The following is a 12587-nucleotide window of genomic DNA, read 5'->3' on the forward strand; positions in this document are numbered from 1 at the left end:
GAGAACACCATGAGCATCGAAATCCGCAACGTCAGCAAGCAGTTCGGCGACTTCCGCGCGTTGAACGACGTCAACCTCGACATCGCCTCCGGCGAGCTGGTCGCACTGCTCGGCCCTTCGGGCTGCGGCAAGACCACGCTGCTGCGCATCATCGCGGGGCTGGAAACGGCCGACGCCGGCAGCATCCTGTTCTCGGGCGAGGACACCACCGACGTGCACGTGCGCGAGCGCCAGGTCGGCTTCGTGTTCCAGCACTACGCGCTGTTCCGCCACATGACCGTCTTCGAGAACGTCGCCTTCGGCCTGCGCGTGAAACCGCGGCGCGAGCGCCCCTCGGAGGCGCAGATCAAGCAGAAGGTCACCGATCTGCTCAAGCTGGTGCAGCTCGACTGGCTGGCCGACCGTTACCCCTCGCAGCTCTCGGGTGGCCAGCGCCAGCGCATCGCGCTGGCCCGCGCGCTCGCGGTGGAGCCGAAGGTGCTGCTGCTCGACGAGCCGTTCGGCGCATTGGATGCGAAGGTGCGCAAGGAGCTGCGCCGCTGGCTGCGCCGCCTACACGACGAGCTGCACGTCACCTCGATCTTCGTGACGCACGACCAGGAAGAGGCACTCGAGGTGGCCGACCGCGTGGTGGTCATCAACAAGGGCAGGATCGAGCAGGTCGGCTCGCCGCAGGAGGTCTGGGACCACCCGGCCAGCCCCTTCGTCTACGGCTTCCTGGGCGACGTGAACCTGTTCCACGGCCGCGCGCACGAGGGCGAGGTGCAGCTTGAAGGCATCCGCCTGCAGGCGCCCGAGCACAGCGGCGTGCAGGACAGCAAGGCGCTCGCGTATGTGCGGCCGCACGACATCGAGATTCAGCCCTATGCCGCTGGCGCCCGGACGGGCGATGCCTCGCGCGGCCTGGTCGCAAAGATTTCTCGCGCGATCGTCGTCGGACCCATCGCGCGGCTGGAACTCGAACCCGTCGAAACGAGTCCTGATAATCCTGCATCCGGAGCCATCATCGAAGCGCAACTCCCTGCGCAACAGTTCCGGGACCTGGGCCTCGCCGAGGGCGACACCGTCGTCGCCACGCCGCGCAAGGCCCGGGTGTTTGTAGAGGATTGGGTGTCTCCTTGATCGACTGGTATTTCGGCGCACCGCGCCGCGCGTTCGCGCTGATCTGCCTGGCCTGCGTGGCCATGCTGGCCTTCGGCATGTACCTCCAGCATGTGGTCGGCCTCGAGCCGTGCCCGATGTGCATCGTGCAGCGCTACGCGCTCGTCCTGGTGGCGGTGATCACCGGGCTGACCGCCCTGGCACGCGGGCGGGGGCTGCAGGCCACCGGCGCCGCACTGGCACTGATCGTGGCCATCGGCGGCGCCTACACCGCGGCCCGCCAGAGCTGGCTGCAGTGGTACCCGCCGGAATTCGGTTCCTGCGGGCGCGACATCTACGGGATGATCGAGACCTTTCCACTGCAGCGGGCGATCCCGATGATCTTCCGCGGCAGCGGCGACTGCACCAAGATCGACTGGACCTTCCTGGGGTTGTCGATCGCGAACTGGTCCTTCCTGTGCTTCGTGGCGTTCGCGGTGCTGTTGCTGGTGCTGCTGGTCAAGCGCCCGCCACGCGCCTGAGCGCGCTCGGCGCTCAGGCGCCGATGAAATCGGGGATCAGCGCTGCGACCGCAGCGAGTGCGGCGTCCCGTTGCGCGAGTGGGGCGGTCGTCTGCGTGAGGTAGGCCGACACCAGGATCGGCCGCCGTCCCGGTGGCCAGACGATGGCCACGTCGTTGTTGGTGCCGAAGGCGCCGCCGCCCGTCTTGTCGCCCGCCTGCCAACCGGCAGGAAGGCCCGCGCGGATCTTCTGTCCACCCGTCTTGTTGGCGATCAGCCAATCCCGCAGCTGCACGCGCGAACCGGGCTTGAGTGCGTCGCCAAGCACCAGCTTGCGCACGAGGCCGAGCATGGCGGCCGGCGTCGTCGTGTCGCGCGGGTCGCCGGCGATCGCTTCGTTCAGGCCGGGCTCGTTGCGGTCGAGCCGGGTCACGGGGTCGCCCAGTGCGCGCAGGTAGGCGGTGAGGGCGGCTGGCCCGCCGAAGCTGGTCAGCATGAGGTTGGCGGCGGCGTTGTCGCTCTGCGTGAGCGTCGCTTCGCACAGAGCGCCCATCGTCATCGTGCCGCCGACATTCGGCTCGGTCGCGGGGGAGTGAGGAAGGATCACTGCGCGCTCGATGGCGATCGGCCGGTCGAGCCGTTCCTGGCCTTGGTCGACCCGCTGGAGCACCATCGCCGCGGCCAGCAGCTTGAAGGTGCTGCACATCGGGAAGCGCTCGCCGGCGCGGTGGACCAGGCGCCGTCCGGTGGCGGTGTCCAGGATGCAGACGCCCAGGCGCCCGCCGCTGTCTGCCTCGATGCGATTGAGCTTGGCCTGCGCGACTTTCGCGCGGAAGGGCTTGAGGGCCGGATCGGTCGCAGCCAAAGCGGGGACACCGGCGGCGGCGGCCGACCCCGCCAGCAGAAACGCGCGCCGCTGCATGCTCAAAGCGGCAGCGTGTCGAAGGCCGCGTAGGCCGTGCCCAGCCAGGTCTTCACGCGCTGGCGCTCGAGCAGACCGAGGGCATGCGGGCCTTCGCGGTCGTTGACGGCCTTCCAGAAGCTGCTGTTCTGCGCATCGATCTTGCGCATGCTGGCATCGTGCAGGCGCGGCAGCGCGATCACGCGTGCGCCGTGGGCGACCGCCTTCTGCAGCGATTGCGAACCGAGCAGCATGCCGAAGTCGCTACCGCGGCCGTAGTTCTGCACCACGATGTAGTTGGGGCGGTCGCCGAAGGTGTCGATCAGCGTGCCCAGCAGGTCGGTGGAATCCTTGCCGTCGTCCAGCACGTGCCAGAAGTTGACCGCCACGCCGAGTTCGGCGAACACGTCGAACAGGTCCGATTCCTTGATCCAGCGCGACAGCGGCGCCAGCGTCTGCGCCGCCAGGTCGACGATCACGCTCTGCTGCGGGTTGTGCTCGAAGCCGTTGACCACCTTGTCGAGGCCCTCGAAGCTGTCGACCACCACCGGCGAGGCGAAGCCTTCGTAGAAGCGCGTGAAGGAGCTGTGCGAACGGTCGGTGTCGAAGCCGGTGAAGGGCTTGCTGTGGTCGATGAAGTACTGCGCCAGCACCCGCGACGTGACCGACTTGCCGACGCCACCTTTTTCGCCGCCGATGAAATTGATGGAGCTCATGAGTTGTGCCTGGGTAGGAGGGAGTGGAGGGGAAGCCGAAGGGTGCGAAGCATTTTAGGTGCCACGTTGCGGCGCCTGGCGATCACCGCTCAGGGCTTCGTCAGCGACAGGAAGGGCCCCAGGCTGCCCATGATCCAGCCCTGGGCGAAATCGAGCGCGGCGCGGCGGTACTTCTCGTCGGCCTGGGCGGCCAGCAGGTCGAGCCGCGCCACGATCTTCGAAAGCTCGCGGTCGACCACCAGGTTGCGCCCGCGCTCGCTGATCTCGGTGGCCAGCAGCAGCGGCTGGCCGTCGGCGCCGGTCTTCGAGCCGATCAGCCACAGCGAGATCTCGATGTTGCGTGCCGCCCGGAAGCTGTTCTCGGCGTTCACGCCGTCGACCATCGTCTGCTCCCAGGTGTTGCCGTTGGCTTCCTTGAGCATCGTGGCCCAGCCGTAGACCAGGGCGGCGATGCGGTCGCCGGCGTAGGCGGGCTCGAAGGCCAGGCGCACCGCATCGATGCCGCTCTTGCCGCCCAGGGGCGGCAGCGGCGTGCCCTGCATGACCGCGTCCCAGGTCCGCTGGATGGCATCGTCGACATTGGACGAACCCTTGCGCCACTCGCGCGGGTTGCGCCGGTACAGCGAGAGCTGCACACGGCGGATCGACTGCAGGTTGTCGCGCAGCGCCAGGTTGGCGATGCGGTTGGCGCTGGACTGCATCCATTCGCGGCTGTCGTAGCCTTCGGCGCGTTCGGTGGAGCGGGTGGCGGCGCAGCCGGCCAGGCCGAGTGCCGCGGCGGCGACCCCGGCCAGCACCGCGCGACGACCCGTGAAAAATGAGCGGCCCTCGACGGGCGGCAGGGGTAATGCGCGCATGGCCCGCACGTTATCATCGAGCGCTCGGGCGGCAGCCGGCGGGCTGTGCGAAATTCCTTACAAATCAATACCTTGGCCTCAGAGCCAAGACGGAACGACCCCTCGTGCGTCTCAATTCCATCAAGCTTTCCGGCTTCAAGTCGTTCGCCGAACCCACCAACTTCCTGCTGCCGGGCCAACTGGTCGGCGTGGTGGGACCCAACGGCTGCGGCAAGTCGAACATCATGGATGCGGTGCGCTGGGTGCTGGGCGAATCGCGTGCCTCCGAGTTGCGCGGCGAGTCGATGCAGGACGTGATCTTCAACGGCACGACCACCCGCAAGCAGGCCAGCCGATCCAGCGTCGAGCTGGTGTTCGACAACGCCGACCATCGCGCCGGCGGCCAGTGGTCGCAGTTCACCGAGATCGCGGTGCGCCGCGTGCTCACGCGCGACGGCACCAGCAGCTACTACATCAACAACCAGCCGGTGCGCCGCCGCGACGTGCAGGACGTGTTCCTGGGCACCGGGCTCGGCCCGCGCGCCTACGCCATCATCGGCCAGGGCACGATCAGCCGGATCATCGAATCCAAGCCCGAGGAACTGCGCCTGTTCCTCGAGGAAGCCGCGGGCGTCTCCAAGTACAAGGAACGCCGCCGGGAGACCGAGAACCGCCTGGGCGACACGCGCGAAAACCTCACGCGCGTCGAAGACATCCTGCGTGAACTCAACGCCAACCTCGAGCGCCTGGAGAAGCAGGCCGAGGTGGCGAAGCGCTACAACACGCTCACGGCGGATGCCACGCGCAAGCAGCATCAGCTGTGGTTCTTGAAGCGCAGCGAGAGCGAGGCCGACCAGGCCAAGATCAAGGCCGATGCCGACAAGGCACTGAACGACCTCGAGTCGCGCACCGCCGACCTGCGTCGCATCGAATCCGAGCTGGAAACGGTCCGCCAGGCGCACTACGCGGCCGGCGACCAGGTCAACCAGGCGCAGGGTAAGCTCTACGAAGCCAGCGCCGAGGTCGGCCGGCTCGAAGGCGAGATCCGCTTCGTGGTCGAAGGCCGCCAACGCGTCGAGCAACGGCTGATCCAGTTGCGCGAGCAGATCGGGCAGTGGAGCGGCCGCAAGGAAGACGCCGAGGCCGAGATCGAGACGCTGGCCGGGCAGGGCGTTGATGCCGAGGAGCAGGCCGAACTGCTGGCCGCGCAGCTGGAAGAACACGACGCGCGCCTGCCCGAACTGGAAGACGCGCAGCAGCGTGCGCAGAACGAAGCCAATGCGCAGCGCACGAGCGTGTCGCAGGTGCAGCAGCAGATTCAGGTGCTGGCCGCCGACCAGCGCAACATCGAAGAGCAGAGCCGCCAGCTGACGATGCGCAGCGAACGCCTGCGCGCCGACAAGCAGGCGCTGGCCGCGCCCGACGAGGCGAAGCTGCAGGACCTGCAGTTCCAGTTCTCCGCGGCGCAAGAGGCCGCCGCCGAAGCCGACGCCCGCCTGCAGGATCTGCAGGAATCGGTGCCGCAGCTCGACGACGATCGCCGCACCCGGCAGCAGACCGTGAACGCCGAGGGCGCCCGCCATGCCGAGCTGTCGGCACGCCTCGAAGCGCTCAAGGCGCTGCAGGAGAAGGTCAAGACCGACGGCAAGCTCGCGCCCTGGTTGGCCAAGCATGGCCTCGACGGGCTGCAGGGGCTGTGGAGCCGCATCCACATCGAGCAGGGCTGGGAGAACGCGCTCGAATCGGCGCTGCGCGAACGCCTGGGCGCGCTCGAGGTGTCGCGCCTGGACATGGTCCGCGCCTTCGGCAACGATGCGCCGCCGGCCAAGCTGGCCTTCTACAACCCGCCGTCGGCGGGCGCGCCGGAGGGCAGCGCCACGCTGCCGCGCCTGTCGGACCTGTTGCGCCTGAACGATGCCGGCCTGCAGGCCTTGCTGGTCGACTGGCTGCACGGCTGCTACACCGCGCCCAGCTTCGAAGAGGCACTGGCGCAGCGCGAGAAGCTGCAGCCCGGCGAAGCCATCTTCGTCCAGAGCGGCCATGCCGTCACGACGCACAGCGTGAGCTTCTACGCGCAGGATTCGGAGCAGGCCGGCCTGCTCGCACGCCAGCAGGAGATGGAAAACCTGGAGCGCCAGTTACGCGCCCAGACGCTGATCAGCGACGAGGCGCGGACGGCGCTGGTGCGCGCCGAAGCGGCCTACGCCGACGCGGCGCAGCGCCTGGTCAGCGTGCGTCGCGAAGCCGCCGACACGCAGTCGCGCGCGCACGAGCTGCAGGTCGAGACGCTGCGCCTCACGCAACTGGCCGAGCAGACCCGCGCCCGCAGCGAACAGCTGGCGGCCGACCTCGGCGAGGTCGACGCCCAGCTCGAGGAACTGCAGGAACGCCGCATCGCCGCCGACGGCCGTTTCGAAGAACTCGACATGCAGCTGGCCGATGCACAGGAGCGGCATGCGCAGCTGGACGAGCGCGTGATCGAGGCCGGCCGCGCGCTGGCCGCGAGCCGCGACCAGCACCGCAGCCTGGAACGCCAGGCGCAGGAAGCCACGTTCACCCGGCGCAGCGTCGAGGCGCGTCGCGGCGAACTGAGCCGCGCGATCGAGACGGCGGCGCAGCAGACGGTGTCGCTGGCCGACGAGCAGGAGCGTGCGCAGGCCGAGCTCGGCCGCCTGTCCGACGCCGCGGCGCAGGCCGGGCTGCAGGACGCGCTGTCGCTCAAGCTCGAGCGCGAGACGTCGTTGGGCGCTGCGCGCAGCCAGTACGACGACCTCACGATGAAGCTGCGCGCCAGCGACGAACGCCGTCTGCAGCTGGAGCGCGAGCTCGACCCGCTGCGCCAGCGCATCACCGAATTCCAGCTGAAGGAACAGGCTGCGCGCTTGGGCGTCGAGCAGTATTCGACGCTGCTGGCCGACGCGCAGGCCGACCTCGAGGCGGTCGCCGCGTCGATCGAGACCGACAAGGTGCGGCTGGTCGGTCTTCAGAGCGAGATCGAGCGCATCCACCGCGAGGTCGCGGCGCTGGGTGCGGTCAACCTGGCCGCGCTGGAAGAGCTGGCAACCGCCAGCGAGCGCAAGACCTTCCTCGACGCGCAGTCGGCCGACCTGAACGAAGCCATCAACACGCTGGAAGACGCCATCCGCAAGATCGACGGCGAGACCCGCGAGCTGCTCGGCGGCACCTTCAAGATCGTCAACGAGCACTTCAGTCGCATGTTCCCCGAGCTGTTCGGCGGCGGCAACGCGCGCCTGGTGATGACCGGCGATGAAATCCTCGACGCCGGCGTGCAGGTGCTGGCGCAACCGCCGGGCAAGAAGAACCAGACCATCCACCTGCTGTCCGGCGGCGAGAAGGCGCTGACGGCCATCGCGCTGGTCTTCGCGATCTTCCAGCTCAACCCCGCGCCCTTCTGCCTGCTGGACGAAGTGGACGCGCCGCTGGACGACGCCAACACCGAGCGCTACGCCAAGCTGGTGTCCGCCATGAGCAAGAGCACCCAGTTCCTCTTCATCAGCCACAACAAGATCGCGATGGAGATGGCCGAACAGCTCATCGGCGTGACCATGCAGGAGCAGGGCGTCTCGCGCATCGTGGCGGTGGACATGGAATCCGCCGTGTCGATGGTCGAAGCATGAGCAGCCTCACCATCGCCCTGGCCGTCCTCGGCGGCCTCTTCCTCGCCGCCGTGGTGGGCTACGACACCTGGATGTCGCGCCGCAATGCGCCGCGCCAGCCCGACGCGCCACCGCCCACCGGCTTCGACGAGCTGCCGCCCACACGGTCGGACGAAGAGCCGGTGCTGCATGTCGAACCGCACCCCACGCCCGGCAACGAGCGGCACGAGCCGCTGTTCGACCCCGACCTGCCGGCGCCCAGCGCCCTGCCGATCCCGATGGCCGATCGACGCGGCGGGCTGGACCCGCTGATCGACGTCATCGCGCCGGTGTCGCTCGACGGCCTGGTGTCGGGCGATGCTGCCATCGCCGCCATGCCCGCCACCCGGCGCGCCGGCAGCAAGCCGGTGGCCATCGAGGGCCTGAACGAACACAACGGCGAATGGGAGCCCCCGGTGGCCGGCCAGCGCTACGGCGCCTTCCAGGTGGGCGTGCAGCTGGCCAACCGCACCGGCGCGCTCAACGAGATCGAGTATTCCGAGTTCGTGGTGAAGGCGCAGGCCTTCGCCGACGCGGTGGGTGGTGCACCGGAGTTTCCCGAGATGCTCGACGAAGTGGCGCGTGCGCGCGAGCTCGACCAGTTCGCGAGCGCGCACGACGCGCAACTCGCCTTCGTGCTGCGCGCACGGCACGCGGCCTGGAGCCCCGGCTATGTGCAGCAGAACGCGGCGCGGCTGGGCTTCGTCGCCGGGATGATCCCGGGCCGGATGGTGCTGCCGGCGGCCGAAGCGGGCCTGCCGCCGATCACCGGCCTGTCCTTCGACACCCAGGCGGCGCTGGCGGACGACCCGGCGCAGTCGGCCATCCGCGAGCTGACCCTGAGCCTCGACGTGCCGCAGGTCGACCGCGGCGAGCGGCCCTTTGCGCGCATGCGCGAAGCCGCTGCCACACTGGCCCGCGAGATGGATGGCGTGGTGACCGACAGCGACGGCCAGCTGCTGCGCGAGGACACCATGGACGCCATCGGCGCCGACCTCGAGCAGCTCTACGACACGCTGGATTCGCGCGACCTGGCGGCAGGGTCGCACCTGGCGCGGCGCCTGTTCAGCTGACTCATTTTTCTGGAGACACCGCCATGACGACGCGTGAAGACGCGGCGCGCGAGGCCGCCGCATTGAGCGAGCAGCTGCGCCACCACGCCCATCTCTATTACGTGCTGGATGCGCCCGCGCTGCCCGACGCCGAATACGACAAGCTGTTCCAGCGCCTGCAGGCCCTCGAGGCCGAGTACCCTGAACTGCGCACCGCCGATTCGCCCACGCAGCGCGTGGGTGGCCAGGTGCTCGACGGTTTCGCCAAGGTGCGGCACCGGGTGCCGATGCTGTCGATCCGTACCGAGACCGACATCACCCCCGCCGGTGCGAGCGCCTTCGACGCCCGCGTGCGCAAGGAGCTCGGCCTGCCCGAGGATGGCCCGCAGGTCGACTACGTCTGCGAGCTGAAGTTCGATGGCCTGGCCATGAACCTGCGCTACGAGCACGGCGTGCTGGTGCAGGCGGCCACGCGGGGGGACGGCGAGGTGGGCGAGGACGTGACGCAGAACATCCGCACCGTGCGCGAGATTCCCCTGCGGCTCAACGGCCATGCGCCGCCGGTGGTCGAGGTGCGCGGCGAGGTCTACATGAAGCGCGCCGATTTCGACGCGCTCAACGCGCGGCAGCGCGAGCGCATCGCGGCCGGCCAGAAGAACGAGAAGGTGTTCGTCAACCCGCGCAACGCGGCGGCCGGCGCGGTCCGGCAACTCGACCCGGCCATCGCGGCATCGCGGCCGCTGAGCTTCTTCGCGTATGGACTGGGTGAGGTCAGCGCGCCGGAGGAGGGCGGTCCCGAGCACCCGACCCAGTTCGACTGGCTGCAGCAGTTCCATGCCTGGGGCTTTCCGGTCGCCAGCCAGACGGCGCGCGCGCGCGGGGCCATCGAGCTGATCGCCTTTCACGAGAATATCGGCCGGCAGCGCGACGCCTTGCCCTACGACATCGACGGTGTGGTCTACAAGGTCGACAGCGTCGCGTTGCAGCGGCAGCTCGGCTTCGTCTCGCGCGAGCCGCGCTGGGCGGTGGCGCACAAGTACCCGGCGCAGGAACAGCTCACCGAGGTGCTGGCGATCGAGGTGCAGGTCGGTCGTACCGGCAAGCTCACGCCGGTGGCCAAGTTGGCGCCCGTCTTCGTGGGCGGCGTGACCGTGACCAACGCGACCCTGCACAACGAGGACGAGGCGCGTCGCAAGGACGTGCGCGTGGGCGACACGGTGATCGTGCGCCGCGCTGGCGACGTCATTCCCGAGGTCGTGGGCGTCGCGCCGGACAGTCTGGCCAAGCCCGACACCGAACGCGGGTCGCTCTTCACCATGCCGCGCCAATGCCCGGTCTGCGGCTCCGATGCGCTGCGCGAGGAAGGCGAGGTCGACTACCGCTGCACCGGTGGTCTGTTCTGCCCCGCGCAGCGCAAAGAGGCCATCCTGCATTTCGCGGCGCGCCGTGCGCTCGACATCGAAGGGCTGGGCGACAAACTGGTCGAGCAACTGGTCGACGCGCAGTTGATCCGCACGCTGCCCGATCTGTACAAGCTGGGCTTCACGACGCTCGCGGGGCTGGACCGCATGGCCGACAAGTCGGCGGCGAACATCGTCGCGGCGCTTGAAAACTCCAAGAAGACGACCCTGCCGCGCTTCCTCTTCGGGCTCGGCGTCCGCCACGTCGGTGAGAGCACGGCCAAGGATCTGGCCAAGCACTTCGGCAAGCTGGACGCCATCATGGATGCGCCCGAGGCGGAACTTCTCGAGGTCCACGATGTCGGACCGGTGGTGGCGACGAGCCTGCGGACCTTCTTCGACCAGCCCCACAACCGCGAGGTGGTCGAGCAGCTGCGTGCCAGCGGACTGACATGGGAAGAGGGCGAACCTGCCGCCCGGACGCCGCGTCCCCTGGCGGGCAAGACCTTCGTGATCACCGGCACTTTGCCTACGCTCAGCCGCGACGAGGCCAAGGACAAACTGGAAGAGGCTGGAGCCAAGGTGGCGGGGTCGGTCAGCAAGAAGACCGATTGCGTGGTGGCCGGCGCCGAGGCGGGCAGCAAGCTCGACAAGGCCCAGGCGCTGGGTGTGAAGGTGGTCGACGAAGCGGGGTTGTTGGCGATCCTCGCGGAGGGCTGGCAGGGCGACTGAGGCCGGATCGACCGACGTTGAAGCCAGCCGTTACGTCCCTGTTACCTAACTTCACCGAGCCGACGTCGGCAGCCCGCCCTTTGGCGCGTTTACTAGGGGAGAAGACAAGGAGTGTCAAATGATGAATATTCGATGGATCTCGATGGGGGTGGTTGCTAGCGGCCTGCTGCTTTTAAGTGGCTGCGTGGCCGTGCCCGGTTCTTACGGTTACGACAACAATGCGTACTACGCGCAACCATCCTATCCGGCGTACTACAACGAGCCCGCCCCAGTGGTGGTGTCGCCGTCGGTCTACCTTCAAGGCGGCACCTACTACGACCGCGGCTACTACGCGCGCGACAATCGAGGCTATTACGACAGGCGCGACCGTGGTTACGATGGCGGACGCCGTTATGACGAGCGCGGACCAGATCGTTCGCCCCGACCAGCAGCCACTCCGAGACAAAGACCAAATCCGAACTTGCCTGGACAAAGTCCTCATGTCACGGGCTACCCGCCGTTCCAGAGCCCTGCTGATCGTGAAGCGCAGACGGGTGGGCCGGGCCAGCCGCCCAGGGGGAGCCGGTAGGTTGGCCAGAGCGCTTCGGCAGGCCGTGGCCGCGGTTGACATAATCAACCGATGACGATTCGTGAAATCTTGAAGATGGGCGATCCGCGGTTGTTGCGCACTGCGCAACCCGTTGCAGCCTTCGACACCGACGAACTGCACCTGCTGGTGCGGGACATGTTCGAGACCATGCACGCCGTCAACGGCGCAGGCCTGGCAGCGCCGCAGATCGGCGTGGATCTGCAACTGGTGATCTTCGGCACAGGCGCCGTGAATCCGCGTTATCCGGACGCCCCCCTGATCCCACAGACGGTCCTGCTGAATCCCGTCGTCATGCCGATCGGCGATGAGGAAGAGGAGGGCTGGGAGGGCTGCCTGTCGGTGCCCGGCCTGCGAGGCGTGGTGCCGCGCTTCTCGACCATCCGCTACACCGGCTTCGACCCGTATGGCGATCCGATCGATCGGACAGTGAGTGGCTTCCACGCGCGGGTGGTGCAGCACGAGGTGGACCATCTGCTGGGCAAGCTTTACCCGATGCGGGTACGCGACTTCACGCGCTTTGGCTTCACCGACGTGCTGTTTCCCGGTCTCGACGCTGCCGAGGACGACTGATGCAGAGGCGGGCGGGAGCCGCCTCTTGTCACGTCAGTTGTACTTGCCGCTGCTGCCGCCCACGCTGAAGCGCCCCGCGCCCAGCAGCGCCACGGCGATCGCGCCGAAGAGGAACATGCCCTGCAGTTCCAGCGCCCAGCCGCCGTTCTTTCCGATGACGAGCAGGTCCTTCATGTGCACGAGCCAGATCGCCACCACCATGTTGATGGCGACGATCCACGCAGCCGGACGGGTGTAGAAGCCGATGATCAGCAGGATCGGCGCAACGATCTCCCCGATATAGACGAGGTACGCCAGCGCACTGGGCAGGCCGTGCGATGCCAGCATGCCACCGACGCCACTCACGCCGGAACTGATCTTGGCCACGCCATGCAGCAGGATCAGGATCCCAAGTGCCAAGCGGAGGACGAGTTTGCCGGTGTCGTCGGAACGGGTCATGAGGGAGGTCCTTTCAAGCGAAAAACCGGATTGTGGTCCATGTTCGAGACATTTCACACATGGATGGCCCTCCACCGCGTCGATGCGGCCCTGCCA

The 12587-nt window shown here is 68.1% G+C and carries 11 protein-coding genes; 7 read left to right on the forward strand and 4 right to left on the reverse strand.

Going from position 1 to position 12587, the window contains the following annotated elements; all coding sequences use genetic code 11:
• Positions 1 to 9: 9 nt before the first annotated feature.
• Both QTH86_RS01770 and QTH86_RS01775 read left to right on the forward strand, forming a co-directional pair.
• Complete coding sequence (locus QTH86_RS01770) at positions 10 to 1122, forward strand: sulfate/molybdate ABC transporter ATP-binding protein (RefSeq protein ID WP_286646380.1); 1113 nt, start codon at positions 10 to 12, stop codon at positions 1120 to 1122.
• Positions 1119 to 1622, forward strand: a complete 504-nt coding sequence (locus QTH86_RS01775) for a disulfide bond formation protein B (protein WP_286646379.1) — start codon at positions 1119 to 1121, stop codon at positions 1620 to 1622. Before QTH86_RS01770 ends, QTH86_RS01775 begins: the two co-directional genes overlap by 4 nt.
• A 13-nt stretch (positions 1623 to 1635) precedes the next feature.
• Here the strand turns inward: QTH86_RS01775 and bla are convergent, their stop codons facing one another.
• The 3 genes from bla to QTH86_RS01790 form a co-directional block, all read right to left on the reverse strand.
• Entirely contained in the window at positions 1636 to 2523 is an 888-nt protein-coding gene (gene bla, locus QTH86_RS01780) for a class A beta-lactamase (protein ID WP_286646378.1), read from the reverse strand.
• Between the two features lie 2 nt (positions 2524 to 2525).
• A complete protein-coding gene (locus tag QTH86_RS01785) occupies positions 2526 to 3218 on the reverse strand; it encodes a P-loop NTPase family protein (protein WP_286646377.1) in 693 nt (230 codons plus the stop codon).
• An 89-nt stretch (positions 3219 to 3307) separates the two neighbouring features.
• On the reverse strand, positions 3308 to 4075 hold the full coding sequence (locus tag QTH86_RS01790) for a hypothetical protein (protein ID WP_286646376.1): 768 nt from the start codon (positions 4073 to 4075) through the stop codon (positions 3308 to 3310).
• A gap of 104 nt (positions 4076 to 4179) precedes the next feature.
• Between QTH86_RS01790 and smc the strand changes: the two genes are divergently transcribed.
• The 5 genes from smc to def all read left to right on the forward strand — a co-directional run bounded on the left by smc (position 4180) and on the right by def (position 12053).
• Positions 4180 to 7692, forward strand: a complete 3513-nt coding sequence (gene smc / locus QTH86_RS01795; RefSeq protein ID WP_286646375.1) for a chromosome segregation protein SMC — start codon at positions 4180 to 4182, stop codon at positions 7690 to 7692.
• Positions 7689 to 8783: a cell division protein ZipA C-terminal FtsZ-binding domain-containing protein gene (locus QTH86_RS01800; protein WP_286646374.1), complete on the forward strand. Its 1095-nt coding sequence runs from the start codon at positions 7689 to 7691 to the stop codon at positions 8781 to 8783. Before smc ends, QTH86_RS01800 begins: the two co-directional genes overlap by 4 nt.
• 23 nt (positions 8784 to 8806) lie before the next feature.
• Complete coding sequence (ligA, locus tag QTH86_RS01805) at positions 8807 to 10894, forward strand: NAD-dependent DNA ligase LigA (RefSeq protein WP_286646373.1); 2088 nt, start codon at positions 8807 to 8809, stop codon at positions 10892 to 10894.
• Between the two features lie 118 nt (positions 10895 to 11012).
• Positions 11013 to 11462, forward strand: coding sequence for a hypothetical protein (locus QTH86_RS01810; RefSeq protein WP_286646372.1), 450 nt, complete (start codon positions 11013 to 11015; stop codon positions 11460 to 11462).
• A 51-nt stretch (positions 11463 to 11513) separates the two neighbouring features.
• Complete coding sequence (gene def / locus QTH86_RS01815) at positions 11514 to 12053, forward strand: peptide deformylase (RefSeq protein WP_286646371.1); 540 nt, start codon at positions 11514 to 11516, stop codon at positions 12051 to 12053.
• 33 nt (positions 12054 to 12086) lie between these two features.
• Here the strand turns inward: def and QTH86_RS01820 are convergent, their stop codons facing one another.
• Positions 12087 to 12491: a DoxX family protein gene (locus QTH86_RS01820; RefSeq protein ID WP_286646370.1), complete on the reverse strand. Its 405-nt coding sequence runs from the start codon at positions 12489 to 12491 to the stop codon at positions 12087 to 12089.
• Between the last annotated feature and the right edge of the window lie 96 nt (positions 12492 to 12587).

Origin of the sequence: Variovorax sp. J2L1-78 (genome assembly GCF_030317205.1) — a bacterium.
GTDB lineage: Bacteria > Pseudomonadota > Gammaproteobacteria > Burkholderiales > Burkholderiaceae_C > Variovorax > Variovorax arabinosiphilus.

Excerpts from the sequence above, each read along its gene's own strand:
- bla (WP_286646378.1), bottom strand. The coding sequence starts at position 2,523 with ATGCAGCGGCGCGCGTTTCTGCTGGCGGGGTCGGCCGCCGCCGCCGGT.
- QTH86_RS01785 (WP_286646377.1), bottom strand. The coding sequence starts at position 3,218 with ATGAGCTCCATCAATTTCATCGGCGGCGAAAAAGGTGGCGTCGGCAAG.
- QTH86_RS01770 (WP_286646380.1), top strand. The coding sequence starts at position 10 with ATGAGCATCGAAATCCGCAACGTCAGCAAGCAGTTCGGCGACTTCCGC.
- ligA (WP_286646373.1), top strand. The coding sequence starts at position 8,807 with ATGACGACGCGTGAAGACGCGGCGCGCGAGGCCGCCGCATTGAGCGAG.
- def (WP_286646371.1), top strand. The coding sequence starts at position 11,514 with ATGACGATTCGTGAAATCTTGAAGATGGGCGATCCGCGGTTGTTGCGC.
- QTH86_RS01820 (WP_286646370.1), bottom strand. The coding sequence starts at position 12,491 with ATGACCCGTTCCGACGACACCGGCAAACTCGTCCTCCGCTTGGCACTT.
- QTH86_RS01800 (WP_286646374.1), top strand. The coding sequence starts at position 7,689 with ATGAGCAGCCTCACCATCGCCCTGGCCGTCCTCGGCGGCCTCTTCCTC.
- QTH86_RS01810 (WP_286646372.1), top strand. The coding sequence starts at position 11,013 with ATGATGAATATTCGATGGATCTCGATGGGGGTGGTTGCTAGCGGCCTG.
- QTH86_RS01790 (WP_286646376.1), bottom strand. The coding sequence starts at position 4,075 with ATGCGCGCATTACCCCTGCCGCCCGTCGAGGGCCGCTCATTTTTCACG.